At 46.0% G+C, this 22,567-nt stretch carries 20 protein-coding genes; 18 read left to right on the forward strand and 2 right to left on the reverse strand.

Annotation, left to right across the window (positions count from 1 at the left end):
- Window positions 1-285 precede the first annotated feature (285 nt).
- The gene (locus QGT73_RS00270; protein ID WP_280120962.1) at window positions 286-777 is read left to right on the forward strand and encodes a hypothetical protein; all 492 of its coding nucleotides are present in this window, start codon (window positions 286-288) and stop codon (window positions 775-777) included.
- Here QGT73_RS00270 and QGT73_RS00275 read toward each other — a convergent pair.
- Both QGT73_RS00275 and QGT73_RS00280 read right to left on the reverse strand, forming a co-directional pair.
- Complete coding sequence (locus QGT73_RS00275; protein ID WP_280120963.1) at window positions 774-2,480, reverse strand: glycoside hydrolase family 43 protein; 1,707 nt, start codon at window positions 2,478-2,480, stop codon at window positions 774-776. The genes QGT73_RS00270 and QGT73_RS00275 overlap by 4 nt on opposite strands.
- A 100-nt stretch (window positions 2,481-2,580) precedes the next feature.
- On the reverse strand, window positions 2,581-4,236 hold the full coding sequence (locus QGT73_RS00280; RefSeq protein ID WP_280120964.1) for an AMP-binding protein: 1,656 nt from the start codon (window positions 4,234-4,236) through the stop codon (window positions 2,581-2,583).
- Between the two features lie 153 nt (window positions 4,237-4,389).
- Between QGT73_RS00280 and QGT73_RS00285 the strand changes: the two genes are divergently transcribed.
- The 17 genes from QGT73_RS00285 to QGT73_RS00365 all read left to right on the forward strand — a co-directional run bounded on the left by QGT73_RS00285 (window position 4,390) and on the right by QGT73_RS00365 (window position 22,534).
- Complete coding sequence (locus QGT73_RS00285; protein ID WP_280120965.1) at window positions 4,390-5,616, forward strand: site-specific integrase; 1,227 nt, start codon at window positions 4,390-4,392, stop codon at window positions 5,614-5,616.
- A 757-nt stretch (window positions 5,617-6,373) separates the two neighbouring features.
- Window positions 6,374-6,910 carry a UpxY family transcription antiterminator gene (locus QGT73_RS00290; RefSeq protein WP_280120966.1) on the forward strand — a complete coding sequence of 179 codons (537 nt, stop codon included), beginning with the start codon at window positions 6,374-6,376 and terminating at the stop codon, window positions 6,908-6,910.
- A 49-nt stretch (window positions 6,911-6,959) separates the two neighbouring features.
- Window positions 6,960-7,376 (forward strand): BT0820 family HAD-type phosphatase, encoded by a 417-nt coding sequence (locus tag QGT73_RS00295; RefSeq protein WP_280120994.1) that lies wholly within the window; start codon window positions 6,960-6,962, stop codon window positions 7,374-7,376.
- A 12-nt stretch (window positions 7,377-7,388) separates the two neighbouring features.
- Window positions 7,389-8,945: an MATE family efflux transporter gene (locus tag QGT73_RS00300; protein ID WP_280120967.1), complete on the forward strand. Its 1,557-nt coding sequence runs from the start codon at window positions 7,389-7,391 to the stop codon at window positions 8,943-8,945.
- Window positions 8,942-10,165, forward strand: coding sequence for a Coenzyme F420 hydrogenase/dehydrogenase, beta subunit C-terminal domain (locus tag QGT73_RS00305; protein WP_280120968.1), 1,224 nt, complete (start codon window positions 8,942-8,944; stop codon window positions 10,163-10,165). Before QGT73_RS00300 ends, QGT73_RS00305 begins: the two co-directional genes overlap by 4 nt.
- A complete protein-coding gene (locus QGT73_RS00310; RefSeq protein WP_280120969.1) occupies window positions 10,166-11,308 on the forward strand; it encodes a polysaccharide pyruvyl transferase family protein in 1,143 nt (380 codons plus the stop codon). It begins immediately after the preceding gene.
- On the forward strand, window positions 11,295-12,248 hold the full coding sequence (locus QGT73_RS00315; protein ID WP_280120970.1) for a glycosyltransferase family 2 protein: 954 nt from the start codon (window positions 11,295-11,297) through the stop codon (window positions 12,246-12,248). The genes QGT73_RS00310 and QGT73_RS00315 overlap by 14 nt, the downstream gene beginning before the upstream one ends.
- Window positions 12,249-12,252: 4 nt before the next feature.
- Entirely contained in the window at window positions 12,253-13,242 is a 990-nt protein-coding gene (locus QGT73_RS00320) for a glycosyltransferase family 2 protein (RefSeq protein WP_280120971.1), read from the forward strand.
- On the forward strand, window positions 13,239-14,201 hold the full coding sequence (locus QGT73_RS00325; protein WP_280120972.1) for a glycosyltransferase: 963 nt from the start codon (window positions 13,239-13,241) through the stop codon (window positions 14,199-14,201). Before QGT73_RS00320 ends, QGT73_RS00325 begins: the two co-directional genes overlap by 4 nt.
- Before the next feature lie 47 nt (window positions 14,202-14,248).
- Window positions 14,249-14,857: an acyltransferase gene (locus QGT73_RS00330; protein ID WP_280120973.1), complete on the forward strand. Its 609-nt coding sequence runs from the start codon at window positions 14,249-14,251 to the stop codon at window positions 14,855-14,857.
- Complete coding sequence (locus QGT73_RS00335; RefSeq protein WP_280120974.1) at window positions 14,858-15,784, forward strand: glycosyltransferase family 8 protein; 927 nt, start codon at window positions 14,858-14,860, stop codon at window positions 15,782-15,784. It abuts the gene before it with no gap.
- Between the two features lie 50 nt (window positions 15,785-15,834).
- Window positions 15,835-16,713: an alpha-1,2-fucosyltransferase gene (locus tag QGT73_RS00340; RefSeq protein ID WP_280120975.1), complete on the forward strand. Its 879-nt coding sequence runs from the start codon at window positions 15,835-15,837 to the stop codon at window positions 16,711-16,713.
- A complete protein-coding gene (locus tag QGT73_RS00345; protein ID WP_280120976.1) occupies window positions 16,710-17,696 on the forward strand; it encodes a glycosyltransferase family 2 protein in 987 nt (328 codons plus the stop codon). The genes QGT73_RS00340 and QGT73_RS00345 overlap by 4 nt, the downstream gene beginning before the upstream one ends.
- A 13-nt stretch (window positions 17,697-17,709) precedes the next feature.
- Complete coding sequence (locus QGT73_RS00350; protein WP_280120977.1) at window positions 17,710-19,008, forward strand: hypothetical protein; 1,299 nt, start codon at window positions 17,710-17,712, stop codon at window positions 19,006-19,008.
- Window positions 19,009-19,030: 22 nt separating this feature from the next.
- Entirely contained in the window at window positions 19,031-20,167 is a 1,137-nt protein-coding gene (locus QGT73_RS00355; RefSeq protein WP_280120978.1) for a glycosyltransferase family 4 protein, read from the forward strand.
- Window positions 20,164-21,405: a glycosyltransferase gene (locus QGT73_RS00360; protein ID WP_280120979.1), complete on the forward strand. Its 1,242-nt coding sequence runs from the start codon at window positions 20,164-20,166 to the stop codon at window positions 21,403-21,405. Before QGT73_RS00355 ends, QGT73_RS00360 begins: the two co-directional genes overlap by 4 nt.
- 10 nt (window positions 21,406-21,415) lie before the next feature.
- Complete coding sequence (locus QGT73_RS00365) at window positions 21,416-22,534, forward strand: glycosyltransferase (protein ID WP_280120980.1); 1,119 nt, start codon at window positions 21,416-21,418, stop codon at window positions 22,532-22,534.
- Window positions 22,535-22,567 lie beyond the last annotated feature (33 nt).

Here is a 22,567-nt window from a genome sequence, read left to right on the forward strand (position 1 = left end):
GCGTGCAACACCGACCGTGAGAGCGACGAGGACAGTTTCATGCTACCCGGCTCAGGCGAAGAGAGCAAGGTCTATAAAATGTCACGCTCCGGACGCTACCGCGTGGTCTATACTTATGGATGGTATATACGTAAAATCATGCAGGACTGCGTTGAAAAAGGCGCGGTGCCCGAACTGCGATAACTCTCGATTTATAATATACAACCCAAAAGGGTGCGACATTATCGCACCTTTTTTGGTATAGGCGGATGTTAACTTTGTGGTGTAAATTTTCGCACCGATTTTATGAAAAAGACCACCATCCTCCGTCCTGTATCCGCCAAGGCATATGCCGGCTTTGTTGAGCGTATCAACCTCGTGTTTGCCGATTCCGACCGAAGAGCGTCCATGCTCATTGCTCTCGGCAAATATCTCGACGGCGACAGAGACAATTATGCCGCCGGGCTTACAGCCGAGTGTCGTGTTGCGTTCGAGATGCTGCGTTTTGACATTGATCTTGCCATCGCGCGTTCAGCCAAAGCCCGTATGCGTCGCTCTCGCAGAGCCGAAACAAAGCCTGAAGACCATAGAGCCGAGCCCATGGCCGCCCGTATTTCCGGCAAGACTGTGGAGGCTGATGAGACAAGCCCGGCCATGAGTGACCGGGCTTGTGATGAGGATTGCGCTAATAAAGATGATGAAAATGCCGATGAGAAATCCGCGCCTGTGATTCCTCGCCGGGTGCGCCGTCTCGCCAAACGAGCGACACGTCCCAGGATGCGCTGGCGCAAACTTTAGAGTGACATATTTTTGTCAGATGTGGCATAGAGACCTATAGTGCTGCCGGTGAAGCCGCCGCGCTGCGTTGCGATGTATTCGGCGTCGACCTTCTCTATGAGAGGAGTCCAGTCGCCGCCTGACGGGCGGTAGTAGAAGCTGTAGGTGTCACCGTCCGATACTGTGCGCAGCCCTATGGGTGAGCCATCGGTCTTGAGCGGCTGAGATGCCATGACATTGTTTTTGCCTTTGCCTACCTGTATGAGCGACACCTCGCCCTTTCTGACGGCGAGAAACAGTTGTCGCTGTTCGTTCTTAACGAGCAGCATGCCGGCGGCTTCGGAATCGTCGGGCTTGAATCTCACTTCAGTCTCGGCCGTAAACTTATGGTGCTGCATGCGTCGGCCAAGATAAGCCGGCACGTGGCCCGACTTGGTGTCGACAGGCGCGCAGGTGAGTTTCAGCCCTTTGCCGGTCTTGTAATATCGGGTGGGCATGCCCCACAGCGAGAGCCATTCGGGACGCAGTGATTTTGAGGAAAAATCGTCGGTCCACACGAAGTTGCCGGCCTGACATGATGCCTGTCGTCCAGACATGCCTGGAATGTTGAGGCGCAGCCCTACAGTGTCGATACATTGTGTGATGTAGGGAAATCCGTCGGCACTCCATTTGACAGGCATGAGGAATGTCTCACGTCCGAGATGGTCTTCGCCGTCGTTCCACGGACGGCATCCGAGAAACACTGCATACCAGTCGCCGGCCGGAGTCTGCACAAGATCGGCGTGGCCCGATGAGGTCACCGGCAGCTTGCGGTTGGGTTTCAGAAGCCGTTGTGTGAGCATCGGGTTACGACTCCAACGCTGATATGGCCCAAACACCGAGTCGGCGCGGTAACACACCTCGGAGTGTACCCAGTTGGTGCCCCCCTCGGCCGCCAGCAGATAATATTTGCCGTTGATTTTATAGATGTGCGGGCCTTCGTTGCGCTCGAGCCGTTCCTCGGGACCTACCCCCTGCTCGAGAAATTTTACGGGTTTGCCTACAGTGCGGCCTGTCTCGGCATCGAAACGTATTATGGAGAGGGCACGGTGATTGCTCCATTTAACGGGACTGTGCTCCTCTGACTTGTGTACAATATATCCCGAGCCGTCCTCGTCAAAAAAGAACGAGGGGTCAATGCCGTCGACATCCTCGAGTATCACGGGGTCGCTCCACGGACCAAGCGGATTTTTGGCCGTGACATAGAAGTTTTCGGAACGTCCGTCGCGTCCGTTACCCTTCATGACACAGGTGGTAATCATGTAGAATGTCTTGTTATGAGGGTTGTAAGTGAGCGCGGGAGCATAGATGCCGCCTTTGTCAATTGACAGCCCCGGCAGCGATGCGAGCTGCGACTCACGGTCGAGCACATTGCCGACATGTTCCCATGACACAAGATCCTTGGAGTGATACATCGGCACACCGGGAAAGTAGCCGAAAGTCGATGTCACCAGCCAATAGTCGTCGCCGACACGGCATATGCTCGGATCGGATGCCCATCCGCTGATTACGGGATTGAAATAGTCGCCGGGAGCAGTGAGGGGATTGTCATTGTAATAGTCGTCATTGCCTTCATATCTGAAGTGGCTGAATGTGGCCGTCGATTGGGCCATGGAGCAAAGCGAAACGGTCGTGCCGAGTATCGCTGTCAGCAATCCGCGTCGTAGTGTGTGTCTGTCAAGCATGTGGTTAAGGTTATGTCAAGATTGATATAGAAAAGTTTAGAGCCGGGGAGATATCCACCCCAGACTCTAAACTCTTAAACTCCTAAACTTTTTTAAACTCTTATTTGTACAGATAGCGTTTGATTGAGCGTTTGGGGGTCTTCTCAAACTCCTCCTGCTGTATTCTGAACGACTGCACCTGAGAGTAGGCCGGGAGCGAGGAGTTGAGTGTCGAGATATTCTCGTCCATGATGCGCTCGATGTCGGCGTGGGAATATCCCTGAGTCTGCGCGCTCTCGAGGTCGGGGAATATCAGAGCCACAAGGCGGCCCGAGCCGGAATCGACAATAAGAGACTCTGACACATAGGGGAGGTTATTGAGTTTGTCCTCGATTTCCTCGGGATAAATGTTCTGGCCCGAGGGACCGAGTATCATGTTCTTGTCGCGGCCTCGTATGTAGAGAAAACCGTCATCATCGAGATTGCAGACGTCGCCGGTCGACATCCATCCGTCCTCGTCGACAGCCTCGGCGGTAGCCTCGGGATTTTTGTAATATCCGAGCATACAGTTGTCGCCCTTTACATAGAGTATGCCGGGCACGGAGGCGGGATTGGGCGAGGCAATCTTGGCCTGTACGCGGTCGACGATACGTCCGCATGACGCCATGCGGTTGTCGGAGGCAGAGGCGTAGGAGATGAGCGGTCCGCACTCAGTCATGCCGTAGCCAACCGTGTAGGGGAAGCCGCAGCGGCGCAAAAACCGTTCTACATCCTTATTGAGAGCCGCGCCGCCGATGATAATCTCCTCAAGATTGCCGCCAAAGGTCTCCTTGAGTTTGTCAAGGATGCGGCTCAGCAGTTTGTCATCGACAAAGGGCACCATAAGCATGAGTTTCATGAGCGGCTTCTCGAGCATCGGGAATACGCGTGTACGGATAATCTTCTCAAGAATGAGCGGCACAGCCACGATGTAGCGTGGACGCACCTGGGCAAACGCGTCCATGAGAATGCGGGGCGACGGAGTGCGTGTGAGTATGTTGATATGACAGCCGGTCACGAAGGGTCGCAGCATGTCGATGGTAAGGCCATACATGTGGGCCAGCGGGAGCATGCACACCACGCCATCGCCCGGCTTGGCCTTGATGTTTTCAAGACAATATTTTACGTTTGACCACAGAGAGCGGTAGGGGAGCATTACACCCTTGGAGAAACCTGTCGAGCCGGAGGTGTAGGATATGAGGCACAACTCGTCGCGGTCTTCCTTGTAATAGTCAACGTGGTCGGGAGTGAAACGGTCGGGATAAGCCTGGCCGAAAAGCTCGTTGAGGTGTGCGCGCACATGGGTGAGCTGCTCGTTATTGGAGTGGAGCAGCGAGAAGTCGCGTGTGCACAGCGCGCCGGCTATGCTCGTCATGCCATCTGGATTGAGAGCTTCCCAGATATTTTCGTCAACGATAGCGAGGCGTGCGTCGGAATGATTTATGAGGTGCTGGATATTGTCGGGCTTGAAGTCGGCGAGGATAGGCACGATGACAGCACCATATGTGAGGGTTGCTATGAAGGCCACACACCATTGTGACGAATTTTTGCCGCAGAGGGCTATCTTGTCACCGGGCTTTATGCCTGTCTCTTTATATAAAATGTGTAGCTTGGCAATCTTACGTGCCACATCCTTGTATGACATCGTGGTCGAACCAAGGTCAGTGAGGGCCGGCCGGTCCCAGTTATTGCGTATCGAGTCTCTGAAATATTGGTTGAGGCTTTCGCGTTCTGCCATGTCTTTGATGCGTAAAAAATTAGTTAACAAAATAATTGCACAAAATTAGTGATTTTATGCCAAAAATCCGCGCGGACCACACGTTTTTTGCCGAGGTGACTTAATTTTGTCTATGCAATCTTCAATAAATTTTATATTTAAAGAATAGTGTATATGACATCAGTTAAATTAAAATTTCGTCCCTCTCCGGTTGAGGACAGGGACGGTACTCTGTTTTATCAGATTATACACCGGCGGCAGGTGAGGCAGGTGTATACGGGACTTCATATCAGTTATGCCGAGTGGGATGCACGACGTTCGGCGATAGTGGTTCCTGAGAAGTGCGGGCCTGGAAGGGGGGCGTTTCTTGCCGAGGCCGGTGACAGGATTGTCTCTGATATGGTTCGGCTGAAGGATATTGTGGAGAGGCTCGAACGGTCGGGGCGTCCGTATTCGTCAGACAATGTGGTGGCTATGTTCAACAGGTCTGAGGCTGAGGGTGGCATTGTGTCGTTTGGCCGTAGGATTATAGAGGATATGCGCAGGATTGGCAAATTGTCGATGGCCAGGCGTTATGAGGTGGTTCTGAATAGCTTTCTGAGGTTTACCGACAATAAGGATGTGGCGTGGCGCGATTTTAATTCCACGCTTGTGGCGGGCTATGAGGAGTTTCTACGCAAGCGTGGTCTTTGCCGTAATTCGACTTCATATTATATGCGTAATCTGCGGTCGATAGTCAATCGTGCGCAGGAGTGTGACTATGAGGTGCCACGCTCTCCGTTCCGACATGTGTATATGGGTGTTGACAAGACGGTGAAGCGGGCTGTGACTCTGAGGGCTATATGCCGGATCAGGGATGTGGATCTGAGCGGGAGTCCGCATCTGGATTTTGCGCGCAATGTGTTTATGTTTGCATTCTATACCCGCGGGATGTCGTTTGTGGATATAGCTTATCTTAAGAAGAGCGATGTGGTTAATGGTGTGATTACGTATAGCCGCCGCAAGACAAGTCAGCAGATACAGGTGAGGATAGAGCCTCAGACGCGTCAGATTATGGAGCGGCTCGGTGATTGTGATTCGGCTTATCTGCTGCCGCTTATCACCAGTGATGCGGAGGATGCAGACAGGCAGTATCAGAATGCTTATCACAGGGTTAACCGTAATCTACAGATAGTGGGGAGGATGCTTGGGTTTGATGCAAAACTTACGCTTTATGTGGCCCGCCATGCCTGGGCAAGCATTGCTCATCATAACGATGTGCCTCTATCTACAATAAGCAAGGCTATGGGGCATGATTCGGAGACGACGACTCAGATATACCTCAGTACGCTTGATACTTCGGTGGTTGACAGGGCCAATCGGAAGATTATGGCCTTGATGAGTAATTGCGGAGACGGCTGACTTGTCTTCACTCCTTCAGCCGAAAAAATCCTTTGTTGACTGATAACTCTCTTGTAGAGAGACTTATATGATGGTGCAAAGATAGCGGTTTTTATTGAAATCCCAATACTTTTAGCCTATCTTTATTCATGACTTATGTGGAATAATATATCTGAGATATAAAATATGTTTGGTCAAAATGTATATGTAATTCCCGGTAAATACTTGACGTCCATTGGAATATATCGCCAGGTCAGTTTCTCTACAAGAAAAGGACACCGGGCGGAGTCGCAGGATAATCCTAAGGGTGCATACTTTTTTGTGTGGAATGAAAAATATAGGTAGGTAAAATCCGAAATGGTTTTGCAAGCTGATAAGATTCTCCGCAAGAGACTGACGTTATGATATTGCAAAGTTACTCAATTTATTGGAAATAACGGCATTTGTCGGCAAATATTTTTTGCAATGCCAAGTATATTTGCCCTCTATCCGACCGAATGTCATACTTTGGTTTTGCAAAAGGTCGCCGGAAAACCCTAAGAGTGCCTTATTTACAATAACTTGAATTGTCATACAAGTCTCTTGCGGAGAAACTGATATTATGAGCTACTTAAACGACTAATAACCGACATGTGACAAATAATATAAATACACGAGGGTGGTTAATCCTCATCCAAGACGCTTACTTTTTGATTGATTGTAGTAACTGCTTAATGATTAGTAAAATACGTTGTTGAGCAGGACTTGGAGGATTGTCTTTAATCCAACTGAAACACATATGCGGAGGTCTGAAAAACAATGGTTTGCAATGCGCGATCTGACGCGTAGAAACGCAAACGTGATGGCTCACCACTTGCTGAGAGAAGCCGGTCTGGAGGTGTTTACTCCGATGCATCAGATCATAATGACTGTCAGAGGCCGCAAGCAGCGGCGCGATGTGCCGGTGATACAGGACCTTCTGTTTGTCCACGAATCAAAGGAGGTGCTTGACAGCTATGTGGCCCGTTATCCTAATCTACAATATCGTTACTGCCACGGCCATACGATCAATGAGCCGACCACGGTGAGAGATGCCGACATGGAACGGTTTATATATGCCGTCGGCAATTCTGACAATGCCCGCTATTATATGCCCGGAGAGCTCACCAAAGCCATGTATGGACGGCGAGTGAGGATCGTGGGAGGTGTATTTGATGATTTTGAGGGCAATCTTTTGTCGGTCAAAGGCATGAGGACACGTCGCCTAATAGTGGAGATACCCGGTCTGATGGCCGCGTCGGTTGAGGTCAACCCTGATTTCATACAATTGATCTGATTGCCTTTCCAGCTGTGAGCTGTGAAAAACAATAATGAAAAAAGAAATCATGATTATAGCCGTAGACTTCGATGGGACTATTGTCGAGCATCGATATCCCGAGATTGGAAAGGAAATGCCCTTTGCTGTTGCGACCTTGTGTCAGCTACAGAGAGATATGCCCGGGCTTCATATAGTGTTATGGACTGTCAGAGAGGGCCGGCTGTTGCAGGACGCTGTGGAATGGTGTGAGAAGAGAGGCTTGAATTTTTATGCGGTCAACTCCAACTATCCCGGCGAAATAAGCAGCGCGGCAGATCAAGGCTGCCGCAAAGTCTCGGCCGACCTCTATATCGATGACCGTAACCTCGGCGGTCTCCCGTCATGGCCGGAGATATATAAAAAGGTGTCAGGGCGAGAGCAAGGCAATATTGTCGGAGATAAAGTAGATTCATCATTCATCAGCCGTCTTTTCAGTCGCCGGTGAATCTAATGGAAAATGGATACAGACCATAGAGGACATACCAGTCGCATAGCCAAAAATACAGTATTGTTGTATGGTCGCATGCTTATAGGCATGCTTGTGTCGCTATATACGTCGAGGGCTATACTTAATGCTCTTGGCGTAGAGGATTTCGGCATACAGAATGTCGTGGGCGGATTTGTGGCGATGTTTTCTTTGATTTCCAGTGCGTTGTCTTCATCAATAAGCCGTTTTATGACATTTGAGCTTGGTGCTGGAGACATGGCTCGTCTGCGTAAGGTGTTTTCAACATCATTACTGATACAACTGGCTTTGATTTCGATAGTCCTTGTTGTGGCTGAGACGGCTGGTGTATGGTTTGTCAACAATAAAATGGTGATACCGTCTGGCCGACTGTTTGCTGCAAATTGTGTATTTCAGGCCTCGGTGGTATCATTTGTGCTCGGACTGTTCAGCACGCCTTATAATGCTTGTATTATAGCACATGAGCGTATGAACGTGTTCGCTCTCTTTGGCATACTGCAGATTTGTATCAATCTGGGGATAGTTCTCTTCATTGTCTATGCTCCGTTTGGATTTGACCGACTGATAGTATATTCCATATTACTGACAGGTACATACCTGTTTATGCAGATATTGTATTTCAGATATTGCCACAAGCATTTCACAGAAAGTCGTTGTATGCCACGCTTTTATCGTGACTGCTGGAAGGAAATGAGCGGATTTGCCGGATGGAACGCAATCGGATGTACAGCCGGCATACTTAAAGATCAGGGTGTAAATGTGCTGTTGAACCTATTTTTTGGGCCGGGAGTAAATGCTTCGCGAGGGCTCGCAGGATCAGTGTCGGCGGCGGTCGGTGCGTTTGTCGCCAATTTTATGACGGCTATAAATCCTCAGATTACAAAGTCGTATGCCTGTGAAGACCGACAGTATATGTTTTCGCTTGTGGAGCGTGGCTCGCGTTTCGGATTCTATACGATGATGTTGTTTGCTGTGCCTATTATATTGGAAACTCCTGCTGTGTTGAGTCTGTGGCTGGGTGCGTATCCCGACATGACAGTAATTTTTGTCCGCTTGGTGCTACTTAATTCATTACTGGAGGTTTTGTCAAATACTCTGATTACACTTCAGGCGGCTACAGGTAAAATCAGAAATTATCAGATAGCGGTCGGAGGACTTCTTCTTATGAATTTCCCTGTATCATATCTCGCGCTTAAAGCAGGAGCATCTCCCATGAGTGTTTATGTCATCGCGTTCGTAATAGGTGTTGGGTGCCTGCTTTTGAGGCTATGGTTTCTGAGAAATATGACAGGGTTGTCAATCGGCAGTTATCTGAATGGAGTGGTACTGAACGTGGTTTTGACGTGTGTATGTGCTGTAATATTACCGGTTATGATTCATTTTTTGCTGCCGGAGGGCCCGGTAAGATTCATGTCAATGATAATTTCCAGCATAGTATGTGGGGTATTGTCCATATTGTATGTAGGATGTATGGCGTCTGAGCGGTGTTTTATATTGGGTAAAATATCAAATCAGATAACTCGGCTAAAAACGGTCTTAGTATTATGATTGATATAACCGATAAGGCAAAATGTTGTGGATGCGGGGCATGTGTCCAAATATGTCCGAAACAATGCATAAGCTTCATCTCCGACAAAGAGAGCTTTGATTATCCGGTGGTGGACGTAAGCCGATGTATAGGTTGCGATATGTGTGAGCGCGTGTGCCCTGAGCTGAATATAAGCCTACCGAGCCGTCCGCAAGCAACGTATGCGGCTATAAATCGCAATGAGACTGTGAGGCGTGAAAGTTCGTCGGGAGGAGTCTTTACCTTGTTGGCAGAGTCTGTAGTTGCAAGGGGCGGTGTTGTGTTCGGTGCGCGTTTTGATAGCGACTGGACAGTGCGGCATGACAAGGCGGAGACATCAGAGGAGCTTGCTGCGTTTCGTGGTTCAAAATATCTGCAAAGCTGCATCGGAGAAACTTTCAGAGAGGCCAAAAGCAATCTGTCGGATGGAAGGGTGGTCTTGTTTTCAGGAACACCCTGTCAGATAGCCGGATTGAAAGGCTATCTGAATAAGGAATATGCTAATCTTCTGACTGTGGATTTTGTTTGTCACGGTGTGCCAAGTCCGGGTGCATGGAAGAAATATCTTGAGGAAAAATCGCGCGCGTTAAGCGCGCCGGCTGGAAAAAATACGGATTCCATCTCTCTAAAAGCGGGGAGCCCTTGGAAAAGTATCTCGTTTAGAGACAAATGTTTGGGCTGGAAAAAATACGGATTTCACCTCTCAGAGACCGCCCTTCAGGGCGGCCGAAATACGGATTTCACCTCTCTAAACAATGCTGACAAGGGCATATACGAACCGTTTACCGAGAATGATTATATGCGTGTGTTTCTGTCAGATCTTGATTTAAGACCATCGTGCTATAAGTGTCCGTCAAAGGGCGGCCGTTCGGGCAGTGATATAACTTTGGGCGACTTTTGGGGTATAGAGCATGTCGACCGGTCGATGGATGATGACTGTGGTACCAGTCTTGTGCTCATTAATACCCCAAAAGGAGCAAAGTTATACAGAGAATTGACCCTTGAGTCGATGCGCGAGTCATATGAAGACGCATTGCGTTACAATCGGAGCATCGAGATATCGGTTGTGAAACCTCCTTACAGAGAGCTGTTTATGTCGAGCCTTGAGAAGTGTGGTTTTGAGATTGCTTACAACCGCGTATTCTCTCAGTCACTTCCGGCTAAAATCAGACGCCGCCTGTGGCTTAAAATGAACAAGTAGATGAAAATAGGGATACTTACTCAACCGTTACAGCGCAATTACGGGGGAATCATTCAGAACTGGGCTCTGCAAGAGACGCTTCGTCGTATGGGCCACGAACCAGAAATGATATTCCGACAGGCTGACACATCCCGTTCTCGGTTTGGTGGCATAACGATACTGCGTTGTTGCTCGTTGGTGAAATGTATTATATATAAGATATTGTTGGGCCGACGGGATGTAGTATTGCGCAATCCCTTTGACAGAACCTATAATCCCAGACAGCCGCGTTATGCGGATGGCAAATTTATAAAGCGTATACAGCGAAGCCGCATATGCCATTCTGACCGTGAACTGCGTGAGGTTATAACGAAAAATCACTATGACGCTTTTATTGTCGGCAGTGATCAGGTGTGGCGACAGGAGTATTCGCCAAGGATAGAGACTTATTTCCTTGATTTTTTATCAGACAGCGACCACAGAAAGAAGGTGGCCTATGCAGCGTCGTTTGGTGTGGAGGCCGATTATATAGATGCGGATAAGATGCAGCAATGCAAGACCCTGTTGTCTCGTTTTGATGCAGTCTCGGTGAGAGAGGATGGCGGCCTGAGAATTGTCAGAGAAGATTTCGGCCGTCATGATGTAGAGAAAGTGCTCGACCCTACATTGCTTTTGTCAGACTCGGATTACCGTTGTCTGATAAAGGCATCAGACCGACTGACAGGAGAAAAGTATATCACGAGTTATATACTTGACGGTAATTTTGAAAAACAGCGGATACTGCAGGATGTTTCCTCCCGGTTGTCTTTGCCGGTGCGGTCTTTGTCTGGTGACAGTGATAACGCTAATATGGCAACGGTGTCACAATGGCTCGCATCGTTTGCCGAAACGTCATTTGTTGTGACCGACTCTTTTCATGGATGTGTCTTTTCTATAATATTCAACAGGCCGTTCATAGCCATAGGCAATGCCCGGAGAGGTCTCGACCGTTTTACATCGTTATTGGAAATGTTTGGTCTGGGCAAACGTCTGGCGGGTGGAGTGGAGGATTATTGCAATCGTATGGACAATCTGACATCAGCAATAGATTATACCTGTGTAAATAAGGAGCTTGACCGAATGAGACAATCAAGCATAAATTTTCTGAAAAATGCCCTTGCCTAAGATCTCGGTAATCGTACCGGTGTACAATGCCGAGAAATATCTGAACCGTTGTATTGACTCGATATTGGCGCAGACATTTGGTGATTTTGAGTTATTGCTTGTCAATGACGGGAGTACTGATAAAAGTGGTTCAATCTGTGATGCCTATGCTTGTCAGGATTCACGCGTCAGAGTATTGCATAAAGTCAATGGTGGTGTCTCATCGGCAAGAAATAACGGTCTTGACAATGCTAAGGGTGAATGGGTTATATTTGTTGACAGTGATGATTGGATTGATTCACATTTTGTTAAAAAGATGCTTGCCAAAGCCTTGGATGAGAATGCAGACATTGTGATGTGTGACTGTTATTTTGTAACTAAAGATAAAAATGTGTATCATAAAATGTATGCCTGGGGAAAGCAGGGGGCACAAGGGGTAAGCGAATACATATCGACAACATGGACAGCAATGTGGGGTAGTCTGCAGAAAAGATCTCTTTATGTAAAGAGCGGTTACAGATGTCCGTTAAACATAACTTATTGTGAAGACTTCCATTTAATGATAAGGATATGCTGTGAGGCAATGGTAATAGCAAAAATCGATGAACCGCTTTATTACTATTGGCAACAGGATGGCAGTATAGTGCATAATCAGAATAAAAAGACTGAGGCTGACGAGCAGTGGGTATATCTTGACATAATTCGTTTTTTTAAGGAACGTGGATTATATAACATAATGAAGAGGCCGATGGCCTGGCGTTCATTAAAGGCTTGTGGAGAATTGCTGCTTGACCAGAACTTGTTTGACCGATTCATAGAAATCAATCCGGATAAAAAGGAGTATATATTCAGTAGTCCGACAATAGGAATAAAACTCAAAATCATGGCCTGGTGTCTTACGCATGGCTTGCGTCCGGTGACATCCATGATTGTCAGAGTAAGGAATATTTTAGGAAGATAGACATATGATATCAGTCATTATACCTGTATATAACGTAAGGGCTTATCTCACAGATTGTCTTGAAAGCGTCGTTGCCCAAACTCTTGCAGACAAAGAGGTGATGCTCATAGATGACGGCAGTACAGACGGGTCGGCTGAGATATGCGACTACTATGCATCACTTTATTCATATTTCAGAGTTATTCATAAACCAAATGGCGGTCCCTCCTCGGCACGAAATCTTGGGATTGGGGAGGCTAAAGGAGAATGGCTTATATTTCTTGATTCAGATGATGTGTGGGCGGATCATGATTGCCTTGCTTCGCTACATGAATATGTCACCTCATTGAATCTGGATATTGTAAGGTTTGAATACCAAGCAGTGGATGAGAATCTCAAGCCAATCGAGCCTCGGAGTTTTGACAAGTCACTTGTTACCGGACGAGTTGTCGATAATTTTGAGTTCGTCAAATATGCAATTGCCGGAGAATGGTTTACATGGTTAAGCATGATGCGAGCCTCGGCTGTCGAAGATCTGAGATTTAATGAACGTATAAGGTCTCAGGAAGATATCGATTTCTATTGCCGTTTTTTTGCCAGACAGGAACTGCGGTGTGGATACATTGACAGGCGAATGTATCTTTATCGAAAAAGAGTATCTTCAATAACAATGACGGTGCAGATAGATAATCTTGAAGGGTCATTTGCTCTTTGCAATGTTTTTTATCGTGAAAGTCAAGTGACTAAGAATGATCAGCTTAGGAAGTTATACATTTATTATTCTGTAATGATGTATTACTGGACTTTGAGTACATTGTCAGAGGCTTATTATCATAAACGAAGAGATGTTATAGAGGTCCTGGGCTTAATTGAATTAAGACAGAAGACTGCCAAAAGATTGTCTCAGGCATCAGTAAACAAAAGGTATTATCCATTTATATTATTGACGCCTGATGTCGCGGTCAGATTGTTAAGAGCTAAGAACCGAATAATGATAGCGTTAAAGAATTTATGAAATATACGGCAGTAATACGCACGCTTGGTAAAGCCGGTGTAAAATATCAGACACTGCTTGACTCTTTATGCGCGCAGACCATACAGCCGGAGGCAATAATTGTATATCTTGCCGACGGTTATCCTATACCGAAAGAGACATGTGGCAGAGAGCAGTATGTTTATGTCAAGAAGGGTATGGTGGCACAGCGGGCTTTAAACTATGACGAGGTATCTTCGGAATATATACTGTTTCTTGATGATGATGTTTATGTAGCTCCCGACGGAGTCGAGAAACTGTTTGAGGAATTACGACTTAATAATGCCGATGTCATATCCCCGGATGTGTTTGACAATGCCTCGCGAGGATTAAAGGCCGAGCTTCTAATGACTATATCCGGCAGGATGCGGGCCCGTCGGGGTGATAGCGTGTGGGGTTATAAAGTCATGGCAACAGGAGGGTATTCATATAATAAATCTCCTCAAAATAAATCGTATCTGTCTCAGACAAACGCCGGACCATGTTTTTTATGCCGGAAATCAGATTTCCTAAGAATCCGGTTTGAAGATGAGTTATGGCTTGATCGGACTAATTATGCAATCGGAGATGATCAGGTAATGTTTTATAAGATGTATCTTGCCGGCTTAAAGCTATTGACTGTATTCGGGACAGGGATAAAGCATCTTGATGCCGGAGAAAATCTTGGAAACAAGGAGAAGGAATTAAAGATAGTGGAAGGTGATTATTTCTTTCGTAAGATTTTCTGGCATCGATTTCTGCATGTGCCTGAAAGAAATAAATTCAGACGTATATGGCGAAAGTTATGTTTATGCTATTTCTATGGATTTGGGGTGTTAATGGCAGTCGTAAAAGGTGATAAAAATGGGCTATCGGCAAAATGTGAGGGCATGGCACGTGCGAATGCTTTTCTAAAGAGTAAACAATATTCCGAACTGCCTTTAATATGTAAGCAAGTGTAAATCCCGGATACAATGGCATAGACTTATAATGATTTATTCGGTATAAAATGAGTATTAACATCAGATGGCTTCAGTTTAAGGTCAATAAAGGCCGTAATTTAATCAGTTCGATCATTAATCGGCTGAGATTCTCAATGTATGGAATCTCCTATGGTCATAATCTCAAAATACATGGAAAATTATATCTGAAATTATTTCCGGATGTAAAGGTTACTATTGGTGATAATTTCTATTGTAGCTCCGGGAGATATGTTAATGCGCTATGTTCTAACAAAAGAGGTATATTTTATCTGGTACATGATGCCGAGCTCATAATCGGAAATAATGTAGGTATGAGTAGCCCTGTTATTTGGTGTAATAAACGTATAGTTATTGGAGATAATGTTAAAATCGGAGCCAATACTATAATTTTAGATACGGATTGTCATGCCCACAGTTTTATGGATAGAAGAAATGATATTACTGATTGGGCAGAGCCACAGGAAATAAAAATAGGGAATGATGTGCTGATAGGAATGAATACTACCATCTTGAAGGGTGTCACTATCGGAGATAGAGCTATTGTCGGGGCATCATCGGTCGTGACGAAAGATATACCAGCAGATAGTGTCGCAGCAGGTAATCCGGCCAGAATTATAAAAACTATAGACAAGTAAATGAATCAGGTCCCTGTAGTATTTGCGTTTGACAATAATCTGGCATTTGAAGCCGCAGTGTGTATTTCGTCACTCTTTGATAATGCAAGAGAGAGTACGATATATGATGTATTTATTCTTTATCCGGATGGCCAGGATTTGAACAGGAAGGATATTGATGTGGTAGCAAGCAGCCATCCACGTCATAAACTAACATATCTTCCGGTAAAGGATCAATTTGAGCAAGCATATGAAATCAGAGGTATAAATACGTTGACTTACTATCGATTGCTTATACCGGAATTAATACCACAATATGACAAGGTTATTTATTCGGATGTCGATGTAATATTTCGTGATGATTTATCAGATATATATGCGATTGAATTAGGTGAAAATTATCTTGGGGCGGTAAACTCGTTGGCTCATCTTGACCCGGACCGAGGCGAGTATTATACCAATCTTGGTCTTGATGCCTCAAAAAACTTTTATGCCGGAAATATAGTCTTAAATTCAAGGCTGCTGCGAGACGATGCAATGATCGGAAGATTCAAAGAGATGGCACTGAAGAAATACAAGTTTCAGGATATGGATATATTGAATATTTCATGTTCAGGCCGGATTAGATATTTTCCACCGAGTTTTTGTGTCACAACTTACTTTTGCGAGTATGCCAATCGACAACGGGCTCAGTTGGCGGAGATATGGACAGACGAAGAGATCAATCATGCATTGGAAAAAGGCATAGTGCATTACAATGGCCCTAAGCCTTGGAATAGCTGGTGCCCTAACTTTGACATATGGTGGGAAACTTATCGAAAGTCCCCGATTTTTGATCAAAGAAAATACTTTGAGTTCTTCTATTCCAAAATGGATGTTCTTGACTCACTGACATTGTGGAAAAGAGTCAAAATACTGGCCCGCTATTTTATAGTTGGGAAAAAGTAGTAAATGATAATCAGGAGACATCGGGTTGTCTCACAAAGTAAGATCAACGAATGAGCATTATTGTCAATATGGCATGTGGCTTGGCTAATCGCATGTTTCAATATGCCTATTTTCAAAATCTTCTGAAACAAGGTGTGGATGCTAAAGTGCATTATTTCACATCGACAAAGCTCGCACATGAGGATGTCGCATGGAATCGCATATTTCCTAATGCGGAGTTGAAAAAGGCGTCAACATTAGAGGTTCTGATGACTGGCGGCCATGATGACATTGTGTCTAAATTGATCCGTAAGCTTATGCCTTGGATGACTCGAGTTACAGAAATGCCAAGCGCATTTTCTCTATATGAGTTATCAGACGATATAAAAGATAAAGACCGTTATCTGTTAGGAGTTTTTCAGAGTGCCGGAGTTGTGGCTGCGGTGGAAGATGTTCTCCGAGAATCATTCCAATTCGATGATTTTACCGATGAACGAAATATACGGATATTATCGGAAATCATGATGACTGACTCTGTTTCCATACATGTCAGAAAGGGTCTCGATTATCAGCGTATTAAATGGTATCGGAACACGTGTGATATCGACTATTACAGGCGGGCTGTCGCATATGTGAAAAAGCACTGTCTCTCTCCCACGTTTTATGTATTTACAGATAATCCGGAGTGGGTTCATGATAATTTTACGGACTTTGAATATAAACTTATATCCGGTAACCCGCTCTCAGGGTGGGGTAGTCATTTTGATATGCAATTGATGAGTCAGTGTCGGCACAATATAATTTCCAATTCGACTTATAGCTGGTGGGGCGGTTTTCTTAACAACCATCCTGACAAAATTGTGGTGATGCCAAAGTTATGGTTTAACCCGGATGTTACTCCCGAGCCCTCATCGGCTCCATTGCGCTATAAAGACTGGATTGCATTATGATTTATAAAGTATCTGTTATAGTCCCCATATATGGTGTAGAGCGATTTATAGCTCGAGCCGTAGACACAATGATGAGGCAGACATTAACGGAGGTAGAATTTGTATTTGTCGATGACTGTACCCCGGACAATAGTATTGACATATTGCAGGATGTCATCAGCCGTTATCCTTCACGGAAAAATGATATACAAATTATCCGCAACGGGCATAATATGGGGCTTCCCGCATCGCGTAATATCGGACTTAAGGTTGCACGAGGTGAGTATGTGTTTCACTGGGATAGCGATGATTATGCGGAGATCGGAATGCTCGAAGAAATGTATGATTTCGCAAAGCGGTATAATGTTGATGTCGTCTGGACTGACTGGTTTCTGACGTTTGAACGGTCGGAGCGTTACATGCGTCAGCCTTCTTATCCGACAGCCCATGAGGCACTCAGAGGTATGCTTGGTGGTGCTATGAAATATAATGTGTGGAATAAACTTGTCAGAAGATCGATATATATTGATAATAATATTGAGTTCCCGTCGGGTTTCGGAATGGGGGAGGACCTGACAATGTTGCTGGTCTTTGCGTTTGCGCGTAAAGTCAGATATTTAAACAGAGCATATTATCATTATCTGAAAATAAATACACAAGCATTCTCTCATAATATAAAACCGGAACATTTCGGAGCTTTGAAACGAAATGTCAGTTGGATAACCGCGCAACTAAGAGAGTTAAAGGGCGAATCAATTGATGATGAACTGGCATTCCTGAAATTAGAATCGAAATATCCTTTGATTGCTGTTTCCGGTGATTTTGCAATGTACAGACTTTGGAATGAATGGTTTCCGGAGGCAAATGAATACATCGGAAAAAATGGCAATATAGGTATGCGTAGTCGTATCCTTCAGAAATTGGCATATAAAAAACAATATTGGGCGTTGTGGATACACTATCAGCTTGTCATTAGGTTTATATATGGGGTGATATACAGATAATATGATTTTTTAGATGAGAATTATATTATATATTTTAGGCGTAGTAATAACGAGCTGCTATTACTTCCCATTTGAATTATCGGCATTCCCGGGTATGAATTCAAAGTTGGTCTTGGCTGTTGTTAGCCTTCCATTGATCAGCCTTGAATTAACCAAAAGTAACAATATAGACAAAGGTCTCATAAAGCTCGCGTTATGGGCTTTGGCCTTGTCGATAGTGGCGTTATTTGCCAGACTGATTAATAATACGCAGGATACTACGTTTGTCACATACTTTGTGTCAATGTATGTGTGGTTGGGTGGTGCATATACAGCCATAAAATTATTGAAATCGATATATGGCATAATAGATGTTGAGATTGTAGCTATAAATCTGGCAATAGTATGTGTCCTACAGTGTGTTTTGGCACTGGTATTTAATTATAATAATGCAGCGGAATTATGGTCAGGACGAGTATTTGGAGGGGAAGCCTATATGGGGGCAGACACAGATGATCGTCTCCATGGAATAGGATGTGCGCTTGATGTTGCTGGATTTAGATTTGCCGCTGTTCTTATCATGCTTTCTTTTCTTGTGTATATTGAGGCTGAACGAAGCAGAGAATGGCGAGTGGCTTTATATCTTGGCATGATGGCAATAATAACGGTCGTTGGAGATATGATATCCCGGTCTACTGTCATAGGATTAGGCCTGAGTATGGGACTGTTTGCTATTGTTGCATTTAAGGGTGGTATAGGGAAAATATTATTAAAAGAGATAACGTTACTGATAATTCTGATTATCCCGATAATCATATATTTCTATAATTCTAATGATGTGTTTCGTGATGATTTGAGATTTGGTTTTGAAGGTTTCTTCTCTTTATTTGAGAGTGGAAGATGGGAATCAAATTCCAACGAGATATTGAAGAATATGTGGATATGGCCAGATAATGCTAAAACTTGGCTTATAGGAGACGGCTATGCCGCAAATCCATGTGATTCCAGTCTGCCTTCATATGATCCTTATTATATAGGACCGACATATCATGGATTTTATATGGGGACTGATATCGGATATTGCCGCTTTGTTTTTTTCTTTGGCCTTATAGGTTTAACTTGTATCATCGGTTTAATTACAGAAGCTGCATTGATATGTATCAACAGATTTCCTCATTGGAAATTAATGTTCTGGATGATTCTTGTCTTGAATTTTATAGAATGGATGAAAGTCTCGACGGATTTGTTTATGGTATTTGCCATATTTCTATGTATATATCCTGAGGAAAATACTACTTACATATCTGAAAACAAATCAGACAAGATAGTCTGATAATATGAGATAACCGCATATTATGAAGATTGTCTATTGCCATTGCTCGGTGTATAATCCCGGGGGGATGGAGAGGGTGCTGCTCAATAAGGTGCGCTGGTTGAGCGAACGGCTCGGGTGGGAGGTGATTGTCGTCACCACCGATCAGCAGGGACGACCGCCATTTTACGGATTTCCCGCGGAGGTGCGTTTCTATGACCTGGGCATCAATTATTCTCTGGATAATACGTTGCCGACACTTAGGCGGATTCCTTCATATTTGTGTAAACGCCGTTTACATCGCCGCCGTCTTTCGGAGTTGCTTATGAGAGAGAGACCTGATGTGACTGTTTCGCTTTATCCGTCGGAGTCATCGTTTATTCCCGACATAAAGGATGGCAGCCGTAAGGTGCTCGAACTTCATTTCAACCGCTATTTTCGTCTTCAGTATGGCCGTAGCGGACTTGCGGGACTTATTGACCGTCTGCGTTGTCGTCAGGATGTGGCGTTGGCTTCTCGTTTTGACCGTTTTGTTGTGCTGACTGAGGAGGATAAGGGTTATTGGGGCGATATGTCTAACATTTCAGTGATACCAAATGCGGCTCTTCCGATGCCGGAGGCCAGTGATTGCAACTCTAAGCGCGTAATCGCAGTGGGGCGTCTTGACTATCAGAAAGGTTTTGATCGTCTTGTCGATATCTGGGACAGGGTGTGTCGTGACAGCCGGGCCGATGGTTGGCGTCTTGATATTTTCGGTCAGGGCGAGTGGCAGGCTATGCTGGAGGGTATGATTGCTGACAGGGGGCTGTCGGGTCGGATGGCTGTAAATGCTCCGACTTGTAACATTGCGTCGGAATATGCCGCAAGTTCGATACTTGCCATGACATCTCACTACGAGGGATTCCCTATGGTGATGATCGAGGCTATGTCGGCCGGATTGCCGGTGGTGACATTTGACTACAAGTGCGGACCGAGGGATATTATCACTTCTGGCAAGGACGGTGTGATAGTGGCAGATGGTGATAACAATGCGTTTGCTGAGTCTCTGCTGATGTTGATTGCTGACGCTGATTTGCGCAGGGCGATGGGGCGAAATGCCGTGGAGGTGACGGACAGGTATTCCGAGGACAGGGTTATGGGCATGTGGGCCGATCTATTCGGACAAATTGTAAAAGAATGAGTGTAAAAGGACGTATTGTTCAGATCAATCCCGTGGTGCGTACCAACACTTCGACCGGGCGTATCATGCAGGAGATAGGTTCGCTGGCTGAAAGTAACGGTTGGCTTAACTGGTGTGCTTACAGTAAGGGGCGTGATGGTGAGCGTGAATATGTGACTGAGACTATAGCTGTCGGAGACCGCTGGAGTGTCGCAGCCCACGGAGTGCTTACCCGTCTGTTTGACCGTCACGGTCTGGGATCGGCCGGGGCTACACGCAAGTTTGTAAAGCGGCTTAAAGAAATCAATCCTGACATAATACATATACATAATATCCACGGTTATTTTCTGAATTATCCGTTGCTTTTCGAGTATCTGCGTGAGAGCGATGTCAAGGTAGTCTGGACTGTTCATGACTGCTGGCTATACACAGGACATTGCTATTATTATTCGGCGGCAGGGTGTGACAAGTGGCAGGCCGGATGTGGTGACTGCCCGCAGCGCGGGGCGTTTCCCCGGAGCTTGTTTGTAGATCGTTCGCGCCGTAATTTTTCAGACAAAAAGAGTGCGTTCATGTCAATACCGCGTGACCGTATGGTGATAGTGCCGGTGTCGGAGTGGATGCGCGAAGAGATGTCGAAATCTTTTTTCAGGGATTCACGTTTTGAGGTAATCCATAATGGTATTGACACATCGGTGTTTCATCCCTGTGAGGGTCTGGAGATGCATCGCCATCTTGGTGTCGGGGCCGATAAAAAAATCATACTCGGCCTTGCGAGTATTTGGAGCAAGGAAAAGGGGCTTGATGATTTCATCAAACTTTCACGACTTATAGGACCGGATGAGGTGATTGTTCTTGTGGGTGTGGACGATAAGACTGCCCGACAGCTTCCGGACTCAATCCGCAGTATTCGTCGTACGGAGAATATAGAGATGCTTGCACAGCTCTATTCGGAGGCGACAGCGTTTGTCAATCCCACCTGGCAGGATAATTACCCGACTGTCAATCTCGAGGCCATATCATGCGGCACACCGGTGGTGACATATCGTACCGGCGGTAGCATCGAGTCGGTGACCGATGTGACCGGGAGGGTTGTGGAGCAGGGTGACGTGGCAGGTTTGCTCGCTGCGGTAAGGGAAATTGAATCGCTCGGTGCCGATTGTTTCAGACATCCCTGTCGTGACTATGCGCTTGCCAATTTCAGAAAAGAGGACAGGTATCGCGACTATCTGCGTCTTTATGAAAATCTGTTAAAATGATTATTGTCAGATGAAAATACTTCAGATCGGTAAATTTTATCCGATAATGGGTGGTGTTGAGAAGGTCATGTATGACCTTACGTCCGGACTATCGTCAAGAGGCATCAAGTGTGACATGCTGTGTGCCTCGGCTGACAACACGTCAAGGATAATCAGACTCAACAGTCATGGACGTGTGATTACCACGCGCACGTTACTCAAGGCCAACAGTACGATGATCTCGCCCGAGATGGTCACGCTGCTGCGCGGCATAGCCTCAGACTATGATATCATACATATACATCATCCTGATCCTATGGCGGCATTGGCGTTGTATATGAGTGGATATAAGGGTCGGGTAGTGCTTCACTGGCACTCCGACATCCTGCGCCAGCGTATGTTGCTGCATGCGTATCGTCCGTTTCAAAACTGGCTTCTGCGTAGGGCCGATCGTGTGATATGCACGTCGCCAAACTATGCTGATGGTTCGAGCGCGCTGGGCAGGGCCTATAACAAGCTGTCATGTGTGCCTATCGGAGTTGCCCCTGTGATACCCGACGTGGAGAAAGTAAGAGAGCTCCGCGAGACCCTCGACGGGCGTCATGTGATATTCTCACTCGGACGGCTGGTGCCTTACAAGGGATTTGACAATCTTATACTTGCCGCCCGTCATTTGCCCGACAATTTCCTGACTGTAATAGCCGGGGCGGGCCCGTTGGAAGGCAGGCTAAGGGGCCTTATTGCCACTAACGGTCTACAGCACAAAGTAAAAATGCTCGGTCGCATAAGCGACAGCGAGCGTAATGCCTGGATGGGCGTGGCGTCGGTATTTTGTTTGCCGTCGGTGGAGAAAACCGAGGCTTACGGAATTGTGCTTATCGAGGCCATGTCGACAGGACTGCCTGTGGTGACTACCAAAATACCGGGTTCGGGTACCTCATGGGTCAATGCTCACGGTGTCTCGGGGCTGAATGTAAGCTGTGGCAATCCCGAAGAGCTCGCCGAGGCTTTGACCGAGGTTATAAGGGTCGAGAATGAGACCGGAAGCTATGGCCGTAATGCCCGTGACCGTTGGGAGAAACTCTTTACGGTGGAGACTTCCATTGACAATGTGTCCTATATCTATCGCCAGCTTTTGGAGTCGCGGTAACAATATCCCGGAGTCAAGACTACCTTAATCATA

The organism is Duncaniella muricolitica (assembly GCF_910574735.1).
In the GTDB taxonomy this organism is placed as follows: domain Bacteria; phylum Bacteroidota; class Bacteroidia; order Bacteroidales; family Muribaculaceae; genus Duncaniella; species Duncaniella muricolitica.

Excerpts from the sequence above, each read along its gene's own strand:
- QGT73_RS00270 (WP_280120962.1), top strand. The coding sequence starts at position 286 with ATGAAAAAGACCACCATCCTCCGTCCTGTATCCGCCAAGGCATATGCC.
- QGT73_RS00275 (WP_280120963.1), bottom strand. The coding sequence starts at position 2,480 with ATGCTTGACAGACACACACTACGACGCGGATTGCTGACAGCGATACTC.
- QGT73_RS00280 (WP_280120964.1), bottom strand. The coding sequence starts at position 4,236 with ATGGCAGAACGCGAAAGCCTCAACCAATATTTCAGAGACTCGATACGC.
- QGT73_RS00285 (WP_280120965.1), top strand. The coding sequence starts at position 4,390 with ATGACATCAGTTAAATTAAAATTTCGTCCCTCTCCGGTTGAGGACAGG.
- QGT73_RS00290 (WP_280120966.1), top strand. The coding sequence starts at position 6,374 with ATGCGGAGGTCTGAAAAACAATGGTTTGCAATGCGCGATCTGACGCGT.
- QGT73_RS00295 (WP_280120994.1), top strand. The coding sequence starts at position 6,960 with ATGATTATAGCCGTAGACTTCGATGGGACTATTGTCGAGCATCGATAT.
- QGT73_RS00300 (WP_280120967.1), top strand. The coding sequence starts at position 7,389 with ATGGATACAGACCATAGAGGACATACCAGTCGCATAGCCAAAAATACA.
- QGT73_RS00305 (WP_280120968.1), top strand. The coding sequence starts at position 8,942 with ATGATTGATATAACCGATAAGGCAAAATGTTGTGGATGCGGGGCATGT.
- QGT73_RS00310 (WP_280120969.1), top strand. The coding sequence starts at position 10,166 with ATGAAAATAGGGATACTTACTCAACCGTTACAGCGCAATTACGGGGGA.
- QGT73_RS00315 (WP_280120970.1), top strand. The coding sequence starts at position 11,295 with ATGCCCTTGCCTAAGATCTCGGTAATCGTACCGGTGTACAATGCCGAG.
- QGT73_RS00320 (WP_280120971.1), top strand. The coding sequence starts at position 12,253 with ATGATATCAGTCATTATACCTGTATATAACGTAAGGGCTTATCTCACA.
- QGT73_RS00325 (WP_280120972.1), top strand. The coding sequence starts at position 13,239 with ATGAAATATACGGCAGTAATACGCACGCTTGGTAAAGCCGGTGTAAAA.
- QGT73_RS00330 (WP_280120973.1), top strand. The coding sequence starts at position 14,249 with ATGAGTATTAACATCAGATGGCTTCAGTTTAAGGTCAATAAAGGCCGT.
- QGT73_RS00335 (WP_280120974.1), top strand. The coding sequence starts at position 14,858 with ATGAATCAGGTCCCTGTAGTATTTGCGTTTGACAATAATCTGGCATTT.
- QGT73_RS00340 (WP_280120975.1), top strand. The coding sequence starts at position 15,835 with ATGAGCATTATTGTCAATATGGCATGTGGCTTGGCTAATCGCATGTTT.
- QGT73_RS00345 (WP_280120976.1), top strand. The coding sequence starts at position 16,710 with ATGATTTATAAAGTATCTGTTATAGTCCCCATATATGGTGTAGAGCGA.
- QGT73_RS00350 (WP_280120977.1), top strand. The coding sequence starts at position 17,710 with ATGAGAATTATATTATATATTTTAGGCGTAGTAATAACGAGCTGCTAT.
- QGT73_RS00355 (WP_280120978.1), top strand. The coding sequence starts at position 19,031 with ATGAAGATTGTCTATTGCCATTGCTCGGTGTATAATCCCGGGGGGATG.
- QGT73_RS00360 (WP_280120979.1), top strand. The coding sequence starts at position 20,164 with ATGAGTGTAAAAGGACGTATTGTTCAGATCAATCCCGTGGTGCGTACC.
- QGT73_RS00365 (WP_280120980.1), top strand. The coding sequence starts at position 21,416 with ATGAAAATACTTCAGATCGGTAAATTTTATCCGATAATGGGTGGTGTT.